The 20,073-nt window shown below is 43.7% G+C and carries 16 protein-coding genes; 6 read left to right on the forward strand and 10 right to left on the reverse strand.

Translation table 11 applies throughout. The annotated features are described in order from the left end of the window. Positions 1-371 precede the first annotated feature (371 nt). The 4 genes from AXF23_RS09890 to miaB all read right to left on the reverse strand — a co-directional run bounded on the left by AXF23_RS09890 (position 372) and on the right by miaB (position 6,639). Entirely contained in the window at positions 372-1,319 is a 948-nt protein-coding gene (locus tag AXF23_RS09890; RefSeq protein ID WP_107625193.1) for a lysophospholipid acyltransferase family protein, read from the reverse strand. Further along, positions 1,316-3,328, reverse strand: coding sequence for an LTA synthase family protein (locus AXF23_RS09895; protein WP_107625857.1), 2,013 nt, complete (start codon positions 3,326-3,328; stop codon positions 1,316-1,318). The genes AXF23_RS09890 and AXF23_RS09895 overlap by 4 nt, the downstream gene beginning before the upstream one ends. Positions 3,329-3,350: 22 nt before the next feature. Next, entirely contained in the window at positions 3,351-5,210 is a 1,860-nt protein-coding gene (locus tag AXF23_RS09900; RefSeq protein ID WP_107625194.1) for an ABC transporter ATP-binding protein, read from the reverse strand. A 100-nt stretch (positions 5,211-5,310) separates the two neighbouring features. Beyond that, positions 5,311-6,639, reverse strand: a complete 1,329-nt coding sequence (gene miaB, locus AXF23_RS09905; protein ID WP_009012463.1) for a tRNA (N6-isopentenyl adenosine(37)-C2)-methylthiotransferase MiaB — start codon at positions 6,637-6,639, stop codon at positions 5,311-5,313. Positions 6,640-6,930: 291 nt separating this feature from the next. Here miaB and AXF23_RS09910 point away from each other — a divergent pair, with 291 nt between their 5' ends. From AXF23_RS09910 to AXF23_RS09920, 3 genes are all read left to right on the forward strand, one after another. After that, positions 6,931-8,175, forward strand: a complete 1,245-nt coding sequence (locus AXF23_RS09910) for a peptidase U32 family protein (RefSeq protein WP_107625195.1) — start codon at positions 6,931-6,933, stop codon at positions 8,173-8,175. A 62-nt stretch (positions 8,176-8,237) separates the two neighbouring features. Beyond that, positions 8,238-8,654, forward strand: a complete 417-nt coding sequence (locus tag AXF23_RS09915) for a SufE family protein (protein WP_107625196.1) — start codon at positions 8,238-8,240, stop codon at positions 8,652-8,654. A gap of 201 nt (positions 8,655-8,855) precedes the next feature. Next, positions 8,856-9,467 (forward strand): TrmH family RNA methyltransferase, encoded by a 612-nt coding sequence (locus AXF23_RS09920; protein ID WP_107625197.1) that lies wholly within the window; start codon positions 8,856-8,858, stop codon positions 9,465-9,467. A gap of 523 nt (positions 9,468-9,990) precedes the next feature. Here AXF23_RS09920 and AXF23_RS15960 read toward each other — a convergent pair. Next, complete coding sequence (locus AXF23_RS15960; RefSeq protein ID WP_158267689.1) at positions 9,991-10,128, reverse strand: hypothetical protein; 138 nt, start codon at positions 10,126-10,128, stop codon at positions 9,991-9,993. After that, positions 10,103-10,852 (reverse strand): protein-ADP-ribose hydrolase, encoded by a 750-nt coding sequence (locus AXF23_RS09925; RefSeq protein ID WP_233251282.1) that lies wholly within the window; start codon positions 10,850-10,852, stop codon positions 10,103-10,105. Before AXF23_RS09925 ends, AXF23_RS15960 begins: the two co-directional genes overlap by 26 nt. Before the next feature lie 937 nt (positions 10,853-11,789). On the opposite strand from AXF23_RS09925, the gene AXF23_RS09930 reads away from it, so the two are divergent. Further along, entirely contained in the window at positions 11,790-12,620 is an 831-nt protein-coding gene (locus AXF23_RS09930) for a hypothetical protein (protein WP_107625859.1), read from the forward strand. 104 nt (positions 12,621-12,724) lie between these two features. On the opposite strand, the gene AXF23_RS09935 is transcribed toward AXF23_RS09930, so the two are convergent. The 4 genes from AXF23_RS09935 to rnr form a co-directional block, all read right to left on the reverse strand. Then, complete coding sequence (locus AXF23_RS09935; protein WP_107625198.1) at positions 12,725-13,726, reverse strand: C1 family peptidase; 1,002 nt, start codon at positions 13,724-13,726, stop codon at positions 12,725-12,727. A gap of 162 nt (positions 13,727-13,888) precedes the next feature. Further along, a complete protein-coding gene (locus tag AXF23_RS09940; RefSeq protein WP_107625199.1) occupies positions 13,889-14,704 on the reverse strand; it encodes a hypothetical protein in 816 nt (271 codons plus the stop codon). Positions 14,705-14,731: 27 nt separating this feature from the next. Continuing rightward, positions 14,732-15,388 carry a PAQR family membrane homeostasis protein TrhA gene (locus AXF23_RS09945; RefSeq protein WP_107625200.1) on the reverse strand — a complete coding sequence of 219 codons (657 nt, stop codon included), beginning with the start codon at positions 15,386-15,388 and terminating at the stop codon, positions 14,732-14,734. Between the two features lie 8 nt (positions 15,389-15,396). Then, positions 15,397-17,694, reverse strand: a complete 2,298-nt coding sequence (rnr, locus tag AXF23_RS09950) for a ribonuclease R (RefSeq protein ID WP_107625201.1) — start codon at positions 17,692-17,694, stop codon at positions 15,397-15,399. A gap of 309 nt (positions 17,695-18,003) precedes the next feature. Here rnr and AXF23_RS09955 point away from each other — a divergent pair, with 309 nt between their 5' ends. Then, positions 18,004-18,993: an NAD-dependent epimerase/dehydratase family protein gene (locus AXF23_RS09955; RefSeq protein WP_107625202.1), complete on the forward strand. Its 990-nt coding sequence runs from the start codon at positions 18,004-18,006 to the stop codon at positions 18,991-18,993. A gap of 81 nt (positions 18,994-19,074) precedes the next feature. Continuing rightward, the gene (locus tag AXF23_RS09960) at positions 19,075-20,043 is read left to right on the forward strand and encodes a phosphatase PAP2 family protein (RefSeq protein ID WP_107625203.1); all 969 of its coding nucleotides are present in this window, start codon (positions 19,075-19,077) and stop codon (positions 20,041-20,043) included. The last annotated feature ends 30 nt before the right edge of the window (positions 20,044-20,073 follow it).

Here is a 20,073-nt window from a genome sequence, read left to right on the forward strand (position 1 = left end):
AGAATGGAAGGGAAAAGATGGCCTAAACAGCTGTAAAAGAGCTGTTTTTAGGGTGTTAAACATGATGTCCTTCAAGTCAACACCTAACACCCAACACCCATCACCCACTGTCTTATAGGTATTAAACATGATGTCCTTTAATTCAACACCTAATATCCAACACCCATCACCCACTGTTTTATGTGTATTAACCATTGTGTCTTTCAATACAGCTTGTGTCATGTGGATGGTTTATCTTTTATGTTTATGATGTGAGACGACCTGTAGGACTGCATCTTTTCGTCATGATTTTCTAAGGTTCTGAGCCCTCTCTCCATTTTAGTCGATTGTGAAGAGATGTGGTTCTGTTATGTTCTACGAGGTTTCGTAAATCATTTCTTACCTTCTTTCAATCGTACTTTACCATCCACCTCTTCAAAGTTTTCTTCAAAGTAAGCCCGTGTACGCTTCCATCTATTGTGACTCCAAAGATAGATTTCAGGCTGACGACGTATCGACTTCTCCAACTCTTGGAAGTAAAGGTCGGTTATCTCGTAGTCGGGCAGTCCCTTTGTTTCTTCTCGGATGATGCGGAACTCACAGTTATAATGCCCACGGCTCGTGCGTGTCATGTCGCCATAAACAAAGACTTGGCGTGTGTGCTTCACGATACGTTCAGCCCCTGTGAGCACAGGAGTCTCCTGATTCATGAACTGAATCCAGTGATGTATGCTCCACCAGAAGGGTGTTTGGTCGGAGATATAACCAACAACAAGGGGCTTACCGTTGCGTCCAAATTGTATAATCTTACGTAGTGACTCCTGCATAGGGATACAAAGCGCACCTTGTCGTTCGCGAACATACTTGAAGAGGCGGTCGAAGTATTCGTTTTCTAATGGGTGGTAAAGCTGACAGCAGAGGGCATTGTCCACCCAATAAGGGAGGGAGGTAATCCATTCCCAGTTGCCTAAATGGCCTAAATAGACGCCTGCCGACTTTCCTTCCGACAGAATTCTGTTTAACTCTTCAGTCCCTGTAAAGGTCATGCGCTTCATCAGCTGTTCCTTACTCATTGTTATCAACTTCAGTGTCTCAACAATGTAATCACAGAACCAATGGTAGAATCCTCGTTCTATCAGGCGTAACTCGTTGTCAGTCTTCTCTGGGAAGCTGTTCTTAAGGTTCTTCCATATCACCTTGTGGCGATACCTCACCACTCGTGACATTAGTAGATAAAGGCCATCGGAGAGTAGATACAGCACTGGAAAAGGTAGCAGGGCTACCAGATACCAGAAGCCGTAAGCGATGATGTAAAGGGTCTTATTGAGGGCTCTTTTCATTGATCTTCAGGGTTATTAATCGTTGGGTGCATCTTATCGTGTACCATACGATACATATACTGATAGATGATAGCTTTCAGTTCTCGTTCCATCTTTGCTTGCTCAGGCACGTGTCCGAGAAGATTGTGCTTCATCAGTGCGTCGGTTACTCGATAGATAGCTTTAGTCTGTTTACCGTCCCATTGGAGTACATAACCATACTTAACGTATTGATAGATACCGTTCAGATAGTTGACAGCCCAAGTTTCCTTCGCCGGTGTATGTAGTAGGTCTTTACCGAAAGCGAGGTATGGTGTTGCGTTATAGCCAATGTGGAAGAGTAGTGTTGGCATAATATCAATCTGCTGCGCCACGCCATCTACACGTCCTGGCTTTATCTCTCCGGATGGGTCATATATAATAATAGGTGAACAGAAACCGCCTATGTCGGTCTTATACTGCTCATGGTCGCTCTGGTTAGTATGGTCGCTTGTGAGGACAAAGATAGTATTCTTAAACCAAGGTTGCTTGCTGGCAGACTCGAAGAACTTGCCTATCGCCATGTCGGTATAACGGATACACTTTTGGATAGGGAGATGTTCCTCCTTATAGATGTTCTTATATTTCTCTGGAACAACAAATGGGTCGTGACTTGAGACAGTAAAGAGAGCCGTCATGAAAGGCTGCTTCATTTCGCCCATCTTCGCACAGTAATACTGCAGGAAAGGTTCGTCCCATATACCCCAGTTGCCATCGAAGTCCTTATCCCCACCAAAGCGAGGGTCTTCGTCATAGTCTTGTCGACCATAGTAGTGCTGAAATCCAATCTTATTAGCAAATGCAAGGAACCCCATAGAACCACGATTAGCACCATGAAAGAAGGCTGTTTGATAGCCCCACTTACTAAGGAGTCCAGGCATACCAGTATAGTTGTTCATTGAAGCTGGGGTTAGGATGAAGGGTTCTCCAAAGCGAGGAATACTGCAGAGGATGGATGGCATGCCATCAATACTCTTACGTCCATTACAGTAAGAGAAGCGGTAGACGAGGCTCTTATCGATGAGCTTGTCTACATTCGGGGTGTATCCCTTGTATTTACCACCGAAGAAGTCACGATTAAACCCTCCTATATACTCACGTCCGAAACTCTCAACAATGAGGATGACGATGTTCTTCTTGTTAGGAAGGCGTTCGTTTTCGTTTGGCCCTGGAGCCTTATAAGCCATCCACTTAATAGGGTTGTAGACCTCTGTGGCAGCTGCCAAGGATGGGAAATAATCTGGGACAACAAAGTCGGACTTGCCTATCGTACGGATTAACGCAAAGGGGGTATTAAGCACCAAGGCGCAGTCAGTAGGACGTTCTACGTACTGGTTGGCGTTACTGATGGTTATCGGACGCACACCCGACTGTAGTCCACCTCGACAACCAGCCACGGTAAGGACGGCAGCTACGGAAAGACATACGAAAAGTTGTGCCCCATAGACTAAGCGCTGACGCAGACTTTTATAGCGGCTGTGGTCGGTATGTGGCATAACATACAACTTATTGGCAAGCCAAAGAACAAGAATAAAGATAATGATAAGGTACCAGTGTGTGATAGCATTGTGGAACAAGATGCCAGCAATGTTGTTTTCATTATCGAACTCACGGAACACACTGGTTGTTGTGCGGCGCAATGTGAAAGGGAAATACACCGAGTCGGCAAGGTTAATGGCAAGTGAAAGCGCATTAACAACCATGAATATCCACTTACAAAGCCTGTGATAGGTTTGGTTCTCCTTCCTCCATAGTGGCAAGAGCATCATTACGATGTAGAGAATATGCGTATAAAGGATGGCTGTTGTATCAAAGAGAAGACTTCCTCTCACCCACATCCAGAGTGAAGAAGCACTAAGTCCGTCTATGAAATAACTGTAATTGACAAAAAAGTATGTCAATCGTGCTACAAAGAAAATGGCATACGCCAATAGCAAGTTGAGCACTAATGCTATTGGCGAACCAAATGTTGTTGTTAATAATCTCTTCATATCTTTCAATCCTTTTGGACCTTTATATCTCTTGCATGTCATGTAGTTTCTTATAGTAACCTTCGATGTCCATAAGCTCATCGTGCGTTCCTCGCTCTACAATCTCACCTTCGTGCAGCACGCAAATCTCATCGCTATTCTTAATGGTAGATAGGCGGTGGGCCACAGCTATGGTCGTTCTTGTCTTCATAAGCTTATAGAGTGCATCCTGTACAAGGCGTTCGCTCTCTGTGTCAAGGGCTGATGTAGCCTCGTCAAGGATAAGGATAGGCGGATTCTTAAGGATAGCACGCGCAATACTCACACGCTGACGCTGTCCGCCAGAGAGGCGTCCTCCACGGTCGCCGATGTTTGTGTCGTATCCTCTCTCACTCTGCATGATAAACTCATGAGCGTTGGCAATCTTCGCCGCTTCGGCTATTGCCTCGTCAGTTGAGCTGACTCCGAAGGAGATGTTGTTCTTGAAACTATCGTTGAAGAGGATTGCCTCTTGGTTTACATTACCTATAAGCTGGCGGAGATCATGTACTCCTAAATCCTTGATGTTTATTCCGTCAATGAGAATTTCACCTTCTTGTACATCGTAGTAACGTGGGATAAGGTCGAGTAAGGTGGACTTTCCACTACCGCTCTGGCCTACCAAGGCTACGGTCTTACCCTTTGGGATAACGAGGTTGATATCCTTTAATACCCAATGAAGCTCTGGGTTGTCCTCATCATCTTTACCATCAGTATAGGCAAAGCTGACATGGCGGAATTCAATCTCATGTTCGAAGTTATCGATATGGACTGGATTTTCAGGGTCATTTATCTTTACTTCTGCCTTAAGTATCTTATCAATACGCTCCATAGAGGCAAGTCCTTTAGGGATGTTATAGCCTGCACGAGAGAATTCCTTTAATGGATTGAGAATGCTGTAGAGGATAACAAGATAATAGATGAAGGTTGGTCCGCTGATAATCGGATATTGTCCTAATACGAGAGTACCGCCAAACCATAGTACAACAACAATCATGACTGTTCCAAGGAACTCACTCATCGGGTGGGCTAATTGCTGACGAATGTTCACGCGCATGATGTCATTGCGGTATTCTGAGTTTATCTTATCGAAGCGTTCATTCATCATTCCCTCAGCACAAAAGGCTTTGATGACCCTTAATCCGCCTAAGGTCTCTTCTACTTGGCTCATTGTGTCACTCCATAACTTCTGGGCTGTCATACTGTTCTGCTTTAGCTTTCTACCAACAAAGCCCATGAACCATCCGAAGATAGGTACGAAGATGAGCGTGAAAAGTGTCAACTGCCAAGAGATAACAAGTAGTGTGATGAAGTAAATGATGATAAGAACAGGGTTCTTAAAGAGCATGTCGATAGATGACATGATGGAGTTGTCAACCTCTTGGACGTCACCACTCATACGGGCGATGATGTCTCCCTTCCTTTCCTCGCTGAAGAAGCCTAAAGAAAGGGATGTTATCTTTTCATAGAGTTGGTTACGTATGTCGCGAACTACGCCTGTTCTGATAGGAATGATTGAGGCAGAAGATAGGAAATAGGCTCCTGTCTTTAGGAAAGTCATAAAGGCAAGAATTAAACCGATGGCCAATAAGACCGTTGTTGGTCCCCAACTGGTAATGTATATCTGCGTGTAATAATCTGCATTGTTCGATAACACCTCCTTAAAAGAGCCTTCACTCCATGACATTGCACGCATCGCACCCGTTCCTGCATCTACCTTAAAGAGTATTTGAAGGAGTGGGATAAGGGTTGCAAAGGAGAATATGTTGAGAAAAGCTGACAATATATTGAAAATGATTGACAGCACAAGATACTTCTTATAGGGCGGTACGAACCTGCGTAAAACGTGTATAAATTCCTTCATCAACTAATCTTCTTATCTGTTTATCAGTTCTGCAAATATAGCTATAAATAGTAAAACCGCAAAAAAGATTTGCGGTTTTATATCCATACATATAGTATATTTACACTTCTTCTCCAAAGAGTGTGGCACTTGTTGAGCCTGTGATGCGTACACGGACGGTCTCACCAATATGGTGATTGCCCTTTGGCATGACTACAGCCTTGTTCTGTGGCGTACGTCCCATTAGCTGTTCACGACTTCGTTTACCAAAGCGCTCGATAAGAATATCAAACTCTTTGCCCTCGTCTTTCTTGTTCTGTTCGGCAGAGATCTCGGTCTGAAGGCGAATTAACTCATTCAAACGGCGTATCTTCTCTTCCTCAGGAACATTGTCGGGGAGGTGCTTTGCTGCGTAAGTACCTGGTCGTTCAGAGTACTTAAACATAAAGGCTGAATCGAAGCCTACCTCTCGCATTAATGAAAGCGTTTGTTGGAAGTCTTCTTCTGACTCGTTGTGATATCCAATGAAGATGTCAGTTGTCAGTCCACAGTCTGGTATAAGCCTACGAATAGCAGCCACTTTCTCAAGGTAATCCTCACGAGTATATTTGCGATTCATCACCTTCAACACGCTATTACTACCACTTTGGGCAGGGAAGTGGATATGGTTACAGAGGTTAGGTTCGGTAGCTACCGCCTCAATGATGTCCTCTGTCATATCTTCTGGGTTGGAAGTCGTGAAGCGTACACGCATGTCTGGAACGCTTTGTGCCACCTTATGTAACAGTTCTGCAAATGAAACGCCATTCTCAGGACGCTTACCATTAGGCAACAAGCCGTATGAGTTGACATTCTGACCTAATAGTGTTACCTCCTTAAAGCCTTTATCATGTAAATCTTTAACCTCCTTCAAGATGCTTTCCACATCTCTTGAACGCTCCCGACCACGGGTAAAAGGCACGATACAATAGTGACAGAAGTTATTGCAACCACGCATGATACTAACGAAGCCTGACACTCTATTGCCACCAATACGCTGTGGGATAACATCACGATAGGTCTCCGTAGTAGAGAGTTCGATATCCATAGCATTCGTGCCGTTCTCACACTGCGCTATCATATCAGGTAAGTTTAGGTACGAATCAGGCCCACAAACAAGGTTGGCATGGTGGTTTTGGATCAAATCGTTCCTTACTCGCTCTGCCATACAGCCTAACACGCCTAAGATAAGGTCACGACCTTTCTTCTGCTCAGCGTGCAATGCCTCTAAACGGTTGTATATCTTGTTCTCTGCGTTCTCACGTACAGAACAGGTGTTAAGGAAGATTGCGTCTGCTTCCTCCTCTTTTTCGCATACGTCATAGCCTGCCATTTTCATGACAGAAGCCACCACCTCTGAGTCTGCCACGTTCATTTGGCACCCGTATGTCTCAATATATAGTTTCTTCATTATGCTGTTATCTCGAAAAATTTAGCATGCAAAGTTACTAAATTTATCGCATACAACCGAAGAACAGTCTGACTATTTGATGCTTAACAACGCCTGATACGTTCTTTTTTGCAAAACTTACAAAGTCCTTTACGGCCTTTATCGGATATTTTCCGTACCTTTGCAAACTGAATGGACACTGTCTTAACAAATAAAGGATAGCTACAGGTCAGTTAAAGCATAGGAATTAGTCTACGAAAGGTTACAGATAGCCTGACTGCTTGATAACTGCCTGGTAATGACAATAAAACAATGAACAAAAATACAAATGATTATGAGATAATGGCACCTGTGGGCTCTCGTGAGTCGCTTGCAGCTGCCATCAACGCTGGAGCCAACTCTGTTTACTTCGGTATAGGGAAGCTGAATATGCGTTCACATTCGGCTAATCACTTCACTATCGACGATCTCAAGGAAATTGCCGAGACCTGTAATGCAAAGGGGATAAAGACTTATCTGACCGTTAACACCGTCATCTATGGTGAGGATATAGCAACGATGCATGAGATTATCGACGCTGCTAAGGCTGCTGACATCACCGCTGTCATTGCAAGCGACGTAGCTGTAATGATGTATTGCCGCCAAGTGGGCGTTGAAGTTCACCTCTCTACGCAGCTGAACATATCTAATATTGATGCATTGAAGTTCTACGCTCAGTTTGCTGATGTTGCCGTATTGGCACGCGAGCTGAATATGGATCAGGTGAAGGAGATACACGAACAGATTATCAAACAGAATATCTGCGGACCAAAGGGACAGCCTGTTCGTATTGAGATGTTCTGTCATGGTGCTTTTTGTATGGCCATTTCGGGTAAGTGTTATATGAGTCTTCACGACTCTAACCGCTCTGCCAATCGTGGTGCCTGCACCCAGATATGCCGCCGAAGTTACACGGTTACAGACAACGAGACGGGCAATCAGTTAGAGATTGACAATAAGTATATAATGAGTCCAAAGGACTTAAAGAGTGTACGCTTCATTGACAAGATGATGGACGCAGGTGTTCGTGTGTTTAAAATAGAAGGACGTGCACGCGGACCAGAGTACGTCCACACCGTTGTTAGCTGTTATAAAGAGGCTATTGAGAGTGTTCTTGATGGTAGCTTTACCGAAGAAAAGAAGGACAAGTGGGACGAACGGCTCTCAACAGTCTTCAATCGTGGCTTCTGGGATGGCTATTATCAAGGACAGAAGATGGGCGAATGGACCAAAGACTATGGTAACAAGGCTACTGAGAAGAAGGTTCTTATTGGCAAGGTGATAAAGTATTTCTCACGTCTCGGCGTGGCTGAGGTGGCCGTTGAGGCTAATACTTTCGTAAAGGGGGAGAAGTTGCTTATCACAGGTAACAGTACTGGCGCTATGTTCCTCAATGCTGAAGAGATTCGATACGAGCTTAATCCTGTTGATAAAGCCGAACAAGGCTGGCGTGTTTCTATCCCTGTTCCTGACAAGGTGCGCCCGAATGACAAGCTATTTAAGCTGGTAGTAAATTAATGTAGAATACGTATTTCAGAGGTGATAACAATGTTCTCTGAATTAGATAAACTGATAGTACAATGACAATAAACGAAGCGCAAGATGCAGTAATTGGTGAGTTCGAGGACTTTACCGACTGGATGGACAAATACCAAATGCTCATTGATTTGGGTAATGAGCTTGAACCATTAGACGAAAAGTACAAGAATGAACAGAACCTCATAGATGGTTGCCAGAGTAGAGTATGGCTACAGTGTGATAATGTAGAGGGTAAACTTGTCTTTACAGCCGACTCAGATGCACTCATCACAAAGGGTATCATCGCTCTTCTCATACGTGTATTGAACAATCATACACCACAAGAGATTATTGATGCCGACCTCTATTTCATTGATAAGATAGGCCTTCGCCAACATCTATCACCAACCCGCAGCAATGGACTACTCTCTATGGTGACAAAGATTAAGGCGTATGCAGTAGGCTTTAGCTTGCAGTAAAAGAAGTCATCTCCAACCCCTCTGACGGGAAGGGAGGGCTGAAAAAAAACATATACAGGCTAACATTCTAATTTATAAGGCGCTTAAAAGAACGCTCCACTATATCGGACTATCTCGCTATCCACGCTCTTCCGTATGGGAGATGGGTAGGGGGAGGGCCTATTAGTGGGTTCTGCAGTGTGGGCATCTTTCATATTGATTATGAGAAAACTACGTACAATCGAAATGAATCGGATCTCTGTTGAGGAGTTTAAGGAGGCTGATAAGTTACCACTCATCGTTGTCTTAGACGATGTGCGGTCGTTATATAATGTGGGAAGTGTCTTCCGTTCGGCCGATGCTTTCCGTGTTGAGGCTGTCTATCTATGCGGTATCACGGCCACACCTCCTAATGCTGAGATTCATAAAACAGCACTTGGTGGAGAGGACTCAGTAGACTGGCGTTACTTTGAACGTACTGAAGATGCTGTCGAAGAACTCCATCGTCAAGGCGTGTTTGTATATAGTGTCGAACAGGTAGAAGGCTCAACAAAGCTACAGGAGCTTAATACTCAACATTCTAATCCTCATCACTCATCATCTAACAATTCGTCACACAACACATCATCAACACCTATCACCCAACACTCAACACCCAACACCTGCTACGCTATCATCATGGGCAACGAGGTAAAAGGTGTAAAACAAAGTGTCGTAGACATGAGCGACGGTTGCCTTGAAATACCTCAATTCGGTACCAAACACTCACTGAATGTAAGTGTGACAACTGGTATTGTCATTTGGGAATTTGCTCGTCAAATACTCTTAAAGTAAGTATCTAACAACCTATATCAGCATATTTTGGGGGCTTTTTAGCCCCCTTTTCTTTTACAACTCATGCGCTGCACAGCTATAAAAGTTGTCCTCCATCCATCGTAAAGCTTGTTTTTCTACAATTTCTTTTCATGAAAATAATTTGTAGTTGACTGTATTTATGTAATCTATAAGCGTCTGTAAGGTCTTTTCTATAAAGTGTTTTTATGATGTTAAGAGGGTTTTCAGAATGGTTTGTAGGTATTCTTTAAAAGCAAAGGAATGCTCTACCTCGTGTAAAGAAAGTTGAGACTAAACACGGTTGAAGCGTTTGAGAGAGGCATTAGGACACTACAAAGTAGTCTTTCTGACCAACTGTTTCTTGCAAAATGTGGGTTAATTCTGTTGCTATCGGTCTGAAACATAAGTACTAAATATGCTCTACCTAATACGGTCAGCGTTCCTCTTCCGCCTTAAAGAGATAGAAAGGAGAGGTGTAAAGACCGGTGAAGACATAGCGTTTTATCCATGGTTGGCACTCCTTCTAAAAGTCTTTTCCGGCATACGCCAGCCCTGTAGCGGTTGAAAGCACAGCTCCTGCACCAGCCAGTAGATAGTCAGTCTTGTCAATAAGGAGCTGTAGTTCGACAATACATTCAGATAAGCTGTTGGTATAGTGCATAGTCAGTATCTTTGAATACATTGAAGATAACAGTCTTTACATGCCGTCTTGGGTATTCCTTAACAGTCTTAACAGCTATCTTGGCAGCTAACTCTTGTGGAAATCGAAATGCTCCTGTAGAGATACAACAGAAGGCAATACTTTCCAAGGAGTAGTCTTCTGCGAGCTTGAGCGATGAACGATAGCATGAGGCAAGGAGCTCTTCCTGTTCCTTAGTTGGTTTTCCGTTGGGGATGATAGGACCTACAGTATGGATGACATAACGTGCAGGAAGGTTGAAGCCTGGTGTTATCTTTGCTTGTCCAGTAGCTTCTTTGTGTCCTTGTGCTTGCATTATTTCGTTGCAGTAACATCGAAGTTGGATGCCAGCAGCCGAGTGTATGACATTATCAATACAAGCATGTAAAGGCTTAAAACAGCCGAGTAGCCTACTGTTAGCCGCATTCACGATAGCATCTACCTTTAGTCTGGTTATATCTCCTTGCCATAGATGTATCCCTTCCTGCCTTATCTCCACGATACCTTTCTCTTCTCTTTGTGCTGCCAGCTCCTTGTCTTGTGCGTCGATAAGCTCTTGTGAAGGTTTGTCGGGCTGTCGAACATTTATCAACGAACGCATTAGGCGTTGTTTGAGTGGCAAGGTGTCTGGGTTAGTCCATCCTGTTTCCATTTCTGAAAGCATGATGTTAATAGCATTGTCAATGTTTTTTAGTCTGTCCATCATTTATCCTTTCTTTATGAACCGTTCACCTATAAAGCCTTTACTTTCCGTATGCTCAATGAGATTGAAGTGTCGGTAAATAGGTAGAGTAGGGCGCAGGTCATAGTAATTAAGCCTTGTTTTCGATTACAAAGGTATATGAAGTTTTCCATTACTACAAGAAAGTAGCTTTATGTTTCATACTTTCCAAATAATAAGAAACAGATAGTTACAGGGGCTCTTAGAATTGAGTTTAACAAATGGGGAGTATCAGTAATGTCATAACTGATGTTCTTTTCTTATTTTTATAACCCAAAGTTTTATTGTAATGACTGGTAAGAACATCAATCTTTCCTATTTAACTTGTCCTATATGGTGGGTTATCAGTCGTTTTGGCGAGAAATGGTTAGTGCTCGTTCTATACGTTATTATTGTAAGTACAAAGGCTATTCTACATCTCAAATAGGCTTCTTTGGAGTTTAGACGGATGATATTTATAAAATAAGAAGGAGGCGATTACCCCTTCTAACAAGGCAACTCTTTGTTTCATCTAATGGCTCTTTTTAGTATAAGGAGTAGGTGTCTTATAAAGCAATCGACCCCTGTTTGTAGCAGATAATAGTTCCCCTCTCCGAATTATTTTCATGAAAAAAAATCTTTTTCTTCATGAAAATAAATATTTCTTGTCGTGAAGAAAAATCTTTCTCTTCATGAAAAGAATTTAGAGGCATCGCATTGTTCGGTTGCTTATCGTTGTGGGGATGGCTCGTTTAGATGCTTGTTTCTATTGCAAATTAGGGTATATAAGGACCTTAAAAACAATTTTTTAGGGTCGATTTAGTTGTTTATTTCAAAATAATTCATACTTTTGTAAAAGACTAAAATCTATGTAGAAAGAGGGTATGAACCGAAGAGTTGATATCTGAATATTACTTAACTTAAAACTATTAATGGTATGCTTATGAAGAAACGATTATTGTATCTACTCGCTTTACCAGTAGTTATGTTGCTATTGGCAAGCTGTCATTGTGAAGAGGACGACTTTATTGATAGGCCAGATCCTAAGAGTTTGATTATTAAAGGGGTTGCTAAAACGCCAGATGGACAGCCTATTCCTAACATAGAAGTGAAGTTGGATTATATGATTATGTCTGGTATTTTTTCTACTAAGGTATATCATAAGGCCAAGGCAACGACGGATAAGGATGGTGACTACATAATGTTTTTCAACTTAAGTAACAAAGAAATAAAGTCTTTGACCACTGATTCAGCTGAAGTAGGCACCTCGTACTCTCTACAGATGACGTTGGATTTGAGTAAGTTGGATGATAAAGTGTATCTATTACCTACTGATATCACAGCAGTACATCCGTTGAGTGAGAAAAAGATCTTCTATTCGTATTATATAGTGCCAGGTCGTTTACAGAAAGGGCAGGTGTATGAGCAGAATATATTCATCCCTCGCAAGCAGCTTGTGAAGGTAAGGATAGAAACGAATGGGACTATTAACGAGAAGGATAGCTTTGCCATTTGTAATAAAGTCTGGTATGGTATGGAGAATCAAATACCGGAGGATTTTAATCAAGCAAGAGGCTATTTAAACTTTTACCAACCCGTGAAACTGAAGAATACACATAGTCAGACGGTGCAGATCTCATGTGCAGTTGAGGAGAACAGTAAGCTTAGCTTGTATCGTCGACCATATGGAGAGTATAATTATAAGGAGTATTCTTCGGAGGTTGAGGTCCCTGTGATGCAGACAGGAGGTGAGTTGATACTTAGGATGCATTAGGCTTATTCTGTGGCTGTTTAGTCTTAGTAGGGCTGCTCTCGTGGGTATAGTAACAAAAATAGGGGCTGAGTGCTCAGTCCCTATCACCTTGTATTGTTTTTGTATTAAATAGCTCGAAGCACCACAGCAATGGTCTTCATACGCACATAGTTCTCACTTAAGAACATAAAACCATGGTAGCGATTGGCTGTTCCCCAACTATTCTTGCAGAGAAAGAAGCGTCGACCGTGTTGGTCGTGAGCCAATCCAACGATTTCCATGACGTGGTCATCGGTTGTGCGATGCGCTTCAAAAGAAGCCTGTCGACGCTCGGCAGTCACCTTTTTGTCTTCATGTTTCAACACAGCAAAGCCATTTCCAAATAAGAAACCAGGCTCTGATATGTCGCCTTCCCAGCACACAGGGTGTCCAGAACGTAGGTTTTGTACGATGCGATTCATCATCGTGTCGAGTGGAACATTTAGGAAGCTATTATGGAAATAGTTGTCTGGTACTTCCAAAGGGAAGCGTTGTCCGTATGGATGATGCGTGAAGCTCGTCATAGCTAAGTATTCATCATCTGTGCATACACTATGGGCAAACTCCAAGGGGGTGTATAGTGCGCCTAACATAAAGACCTGCTTCGGTAGCGGTCCGATATATTTATCTAACAAATCCTCCGTGTTCTTGCCATAATCCAACTTACGACAGAGAACGTTATAGTCCATATCAGGCCTATGATGATAGGCATCATAATGCTGCAAACCGTATGTCTGTATGAGGTCGAGTGCCATGGTGCTCATACCACGAGTTGTAATGTCTTGCTCCTTCTGAAGCATCTTGTGGGGCAGAAACCGACGCCGATTTGCCTGCTCACTAAGGTACATACGTGCCACATAGTCAGGACTTAAGTTTACAGAATCACCCCGCATAATATGCTCTGTCTCAAGGGTTGCAAGCATACCATAGACCCAGCAGAGCGAACTCGACCCTTGATCCTTCACTGGGGTAGTAGGAAGACACAAGTCGAGTGTGAACTTCTCTTCTGGAAAAGAGATGTTACTCCGTTGCTGCCCACAGCTTACTAACACTAAACATGTCAAGAATACAAAGATACTTTTCTTCATTCTTCAATTCAATATTAACGTTTCTGCTTTGTACTTGGTTGTAGATAATTGTGCATTACCCCATAACCAGTACTAAAAACAATCGCAAAGTTAACTATAGAACATTTGTCTTAACTCCTTTCACTCCCTTTCACTCCTTAACTCCTTAACATCCTCTCTTGCTCAATACTCCACCATCTTGGTCCAAGCCTCAGCCACTTCCTTGTCTAATGGTGGGACAACAGCAGGGATAGAGAAGGTCCAAATGCTGTTCTTCTCTTTCTTTATACGTTTGAGTTCACTCTCTGTAATGGTCATACGATCAGACACATAGAACTCACTCCATACATCAATTCGCTCGTCATCGTCCTCTCCACGATAGTGAGCAAAGAAGGTTTGATGCTTCTGTGAGGCAAGGAGAAGATTGTTAGATAGGTAACTCTCGCTTTCATCATACTGTGTCATCCGCGCCACAATACCATACATACGCAGCTGACTCATGTCTACTTCGTGCTTTGGTTGTCCGACAAGTTCGTCCATCTCAAGGGTTGTCACGATCTCTGTCTTCCCATTAATCTTCCGCTTCTCCTTGCTTATCTTACCGCATTTATCCGCCCATCGGTATACATCCCCATTGTTACGAGTGGAATACTCTTCGCTGTCAATACTCTTAAGGAGGGTCTGCCGTTCCAGATTGGGGAGTGACATCTGCACAAAGGTATCGTCGCCATTGGCTTTCGGAGCCTTACGACGACGCTCACCAAGAAACTTTCGTTCAACAAAAGGCGATCCTTTCTTCCCTTCTGAAGCCTCAGTAGCAGTGTCAGAAAGCGGTATATAAAACTCCATCATACCATCAATAAAATAGCTAAGCATGGAGTTTGTGGTCTGATAGACACGATAATAACCTTTCAGACGAGTGTATTGTCGTTCCTGCGCCTGTGTATTCACGACCAAAAGAATGAGTATTATAGAGAGCAAAAAACTACGTTTGAACATTTCTTTTAGTGTTTGTATGAGTGCAAATTATATGTATTCCATTAGGATGCCCCATACGGCAATGATGTGACAGAGACTACCTGCAAGGACAAAGAAGTGGAATACTGTGTGCATATACTTACGCTTGTTGAGCGAATAAAACAGTGCTCCGGTAATGTACATGATCCCTTCTGCAAAGATCCAGACAAGCGACTGTGTTGCTAAAGAGGTTACTAATGGCTTGAAAGCGACCAATACTGATAACCCCATACCGATGAATGTCAACGTTTCTAAGTTACTATGGTCACGCAGTTTACGGAAGGATGAGATTGTGCCAAGTATTGCACAGAACCATACAAAGGCAAACAAGCCCCATCCCCAAGCACCTTGATTGCGCAAGGCTATCAGTGTTATGGGCGAATAAGAACCTGCTATATGCCAATAGATAGCGGCATGATCCCACTTCCGCAACCGTTCTTTCCATACAGAATGGGCAGAGAGGGCATGATAGACGGTAGACGTGATATAACTGAAAAGCATCCCGACAAGATATAATATCACACCCGCTGTTGCCCAACCAGACCGCTCTTTAGAGCACCAAACAAGGAAAATCGTACCGAACACTACGCCCAGTACGATTCCTCCACTATGACTCCATGAGTTCCATAGTTCCTCTTTGTGTGAAAAGAATATCTTTCGTCTCACCTTGATAACTACTTTCTTCTGCGGCTCTTGCTACCACGCTTGCTGCTCTTTCGGTCGTTCTTCCTATTTACAGCATACTCGGCAGCGGTCTGCTTAGCCTTTAATGGGCGACCATCATCAAGTGCGAAGTCGAGTTGTCTACGCTCTAAATCGGCCTTAGCCACCTGAATGCGGATAGGATCACCAAGCTGATAGACGTGGTGACGACGACGACCAACAAGACAATAGTTCTTCTCATCGAAGTCGTAGTAGTCATCATCGAGGTCACGCATTGGTATCATACCCTCGCAATGGTTCTCATCTATCTCCGCATAGATACCGAAACTCTGAATACCAGATATGTGTGCATCATAGCATTCACCGATATGCTCGCTCATAAACTCAACCATCTTATACTTGATAGAGTCGCGTTCTGCATTCTGTGCAACGAGTTCCATGTCTGAACAATGCTCACAAAGCTCCTCATAATGTTCCTTATTAGCCGAGCGACCACCGTTCTGGTAGCGTGTTATCAAGCGATGAACCATCGTGTCAGGATATCGACGAATAGGCGAGGTAAAGTGGGTGTAATAATCAAAAGCAAGTCCGAAGTGACCGATGTTATGCGTAGTATACTTCGCCTTCATCATCGAACGGAGTGCAATCGTCTGTATCACCTTCTCTTCACGTTTGCCTTGCACCTCGTCCATCAGCTTGTTCAATGCCCGAGCTGTGGCACCCTTGGTGCTGGCAGACTTGAGTTTATAACCGAACTTAGCTGTAAATTCACGCAAGTTCTCGAACTTCTGCGGGTCAGGATTGTCATGAACACGATAAGGAAGGGTCTTTGCTTTCTTGCCTTTCTTCACGATTCCGACACTTTCAGCTACTGTCTTATTAGCCAAGAGCATAAACTCTTCAATCAACTTGTTGGCATCCTTTGAGCGCTTAAAGTAACAACGGATTGGCTTACCCTTCTCATCAATGTCGAAGTGGAGTTCTTCTGAATCGAACTTAACGCTTCCTGCCTTCATACGACGACCACGAATCAACTTTGCAAGACGGTCGAGCGTAACGATTTGTTCGGCATTCTCGCCCTTATATCCAGCCTTTCCTGGGGCTGGAGCAGGCTCGCCCGTACCGTCAACAACACCGTTGTCTTCCAATATCTGCTGTGCCTCTTCGTAGGCATAACGACGGTTAGACTTGATAACGGTATGCACAATGCGGTAAGCCTTTACGTTTGCTTCCTCGTCAAGGTTGAAGATACAACTGAAAGCAAGTTTCTCCTCGTCTGGACGAAGCGAACAGATAAAGTTACAAAGACGCTCTGGAAGCATCGGGATAGTGCGGTCTACGAGATAAACTGACGTCGCACGCTGTTGGGCTTCACGGTCAATAATATCGCCTTCTTTGACATAATGCGACACGTCAGCGATATGTACGCCCACTTCCCACAGTCCACTCTCTAACTTTTGGATAGAAAGTGCATCGTCAAAGTCCTTTGCGTCGCGTGGGTCTATCGTACAAGTCCATACGTCACGGAAGTCTTCACGCTCCGCATAGTCCTGTGCTGTGATCTCAGCACTTATCTTCTCGGCAGCATCCTCGACACGTTTAGGATACTTATAAGGCAATCCATACTGAGCAAGGATGGTGTTCATCTCTACATCATTGTCACCAGCTTCACCCAAGACGTCCACCACTTCGCCCACAAGGTTCTTATGTTCGGCATCAGGCCACTTGGTAATCTTCACCAAAGCACGGTCGTCTGTCTTTCCTCCCTTTAGTTTCTTCTTAGGGATAAGGATGTCATGAATAAAGAGATTCTCCTGCGTTACAAGAAAGGCAATGTCCTTCTCGACCCGCAACCTTCCAACGAAGGTGTCTTTCTTCCGTTGCAGTATCGCGATGACCATTGCCTCTTTTATATGATTCTGACGGCGTGCCATGAACTGAACTCTCACTTGGTCGCCATTCAAAGCTGCCATAGAATTACGCTCAGAGACAAAGACTGGTGTACCACCATCCTCTGGCAGGAATGTATTCTTACCATTTGCTTTGCGGATAAAGGTACCTTCCTGCACCTGTCCCTTGGTGTTCAATATATAAGCACTGTCTCCTACCTTTGACAGGAAATCGTCCCATGCCAATTCCTCCATCACATCTATGGCCAACATCTTAGCCGGATGAGTAGTAAGCTTGAGTGCATGAAATATCTGTTTGAAGCTGAATGTCTCTTCTGGTTGCGTCTGAAAGAAACTCATGAGTTTCTCTGCAAGCTGCTTCTTAGTCAATCGCTTGCTGCTTTTCTTTTCTTTCCTCATAGTGGAATTAGTAGTTTGAAGCTCAAATAAGGTTATCCTAAGCAGTCGAGAATACCATCAGTTAGTTTTGTCCGGAGGCCCCGGACAAACTGTCCGGAGTAGCCGTAAGGGTTGTCCGAAGCCTTCGGACAAATTGTCCGGAGTAGACGTAACAACTGTCCGGTAGGTCAGGACTATACGAGTTGAGGCTTAGTTGCCATGTAGTTCATTACATACAAAACATCTAAAAACCATTACTTGAGTTTTATTATTTTCTACAAAGTAACGAAAAAGTTTGTATCTTTGCAAACGTTTGGAACGATTTTTTTAATGAAAAAGATACTTATAACAGGCGCATCAGGCTTCATCGGCTCCTTTATCGTGGAGGAAGCACTGCGCAGAGGTATGGAAACTTGGGCGGTAGTACGCCGTACTTCTTCACGAGAATACCTACAGGATGAGCGGATTCATTTCATAGAATTAGACTTCTCATCTGTCGATAAACTAAAAGAACAACTCTCTGGACATCAGTTCGACTATGTTGTTCATGCCGCTGGTGTAACAAAATGCTTGAATAAAGAGGATTTCTTCCGTGTCAATCGAGATGGTACGCGCAACTTTGTACAGGCGCTGCAGGAACTTAATCAGCCTTTGGAGCGTTTCGTTTTCCTCTCAAGCCTTAGTATCTTCGGTGCTATCAGAGAGCAACAACCTTATAAGGAGATTGAGCCAACAGACACTCCTCGACCTAACACGGCTTACGGTAAGAGTAAGTTGGAGGCTGAACAGTTGTTGCCTTCGTCCTTCCCTTATATCATCTTGCGCCCAACTGGTGTGTATGGACCACGTGAGAAGGATTACTTCCTAATGGCAAAGAGTATCAAGGGGCATAGCGACTTCGCTGTTGGCTATAAGCAGCAGGATATCACCTTCGTATATGTTAAGGACGTGGTGCAGGCTACCTTCCTTGCACTTGACCACGGAAAGATAGGCAGTGCCTACTTCCTAAGTGATGGAAAGGTCTACCAGAGCACTACTTTCAGCGACCTTATCCACGAGGAGTTAGGTCGTCCTTGGTGGATTCGCATCACAGCTCCGATATGGGTATTACGTGTTGTCACGTTCTTTGGCGACCTTATCGGACATGCGACAGGTAAAATTTCGGCTTTAAACAACGACAAATACCAGATTCTAAAGCAGCGTAACTGGCGTTGTAACATCCGCCCAGCGATTGAAGAGTTAGGCTATAAGCCTGAATATGACCTCAAACGAGGCGTGAAAGAGACTATTGAATGGTATAAAAAAGAAGGCTGGCTGTAAAGAAAATTATCATTATTAGCCTTATTGGCCCAATTAGGCTAATAAGGCTAATAGGCCTAATAAGCCCAATAACAACAAACAATGAAACAATTCATCATAGACTTATTTAAATTAGAAAAGAAGCCCGTAAAAGGACTTATGGCATACGAATGGGTGGTAATGGCTTACTTGGTGTTGACACTCATCGTCATCTTCTTTATGTACACCACTATCAATAACCCGCAGGCAATGATCTTCGGGCGTCTACGCATCGTCGCTTTGACGGCTGCTATGTGGGTGGTTTATCGCTTAGCTCCCTGTAGGGCGACTCGTTTCCTGCGTGTTGGCGTACAGTTAGGACTGCTTGCTTGGTGGTATCCTGACACCTTTGAAATCAATAGACACCTGCCCAACCTCGACCATCTCTTTGCGCAATGGGAGCAAGACCTCTTTGGTTGTCAGCCAGCCCTACTCTTCTCAAAGGCTTTGCCGGGTCCTATCTTTAGCGAGTTGTTCGACATGGGCTATGCAGCCTACTATCCAATGATAGCCGCAACAGCTGTTTATTACTTCGGGTGGTACTATAAGGAGTTTAATAGAGCTACCTTTATCATCCTCTCTTCTTTCTTTATTTATTACATCGTATTCATCTTCGTACCTGTAACAGGACCTACCTTCTATTACAAGGCGATTGGTTTACAGAACGTGACAGCGGGTATCTTCCCTAATGTTCACGACTACTTCAACCATCATCAGGAGTGTTTACCAAGCCCCGGATACACTGACGGCATCTTCTATCACCTCGTTGAGGATGCTAAGGCGGCTGGCGAGCGTCCTACTGCAGCCTTCCCAAGCTCACACGTTGGTGTCAGCACCATCTGTATGTTACTCCTTTGGCACGATCGCAACTATAAACTTTTAGCTATCCTTGCACCTTTCTATCTTCTGCTTTGCTGTGCCACAGTTTATATTCAAGCGCATTATCTCATTGATGCCATCGCTGGTTTCATCACTGCAGTTATCCTCTTTGCCATCCTCCTACGCATATCACGTAAGATGATAACGGAGTAATGTGACACTATGGATAAGGAATAAGACTAT

The organism is Prevotella sp. oral taxon 313 (assembly GCF_003043935.1).
GTDB lineage: Bacteria > Bacteroidota > Bacteroidia > Bacteroidales > Bacteroidaceae > Prevotella > Prevotella jejuni.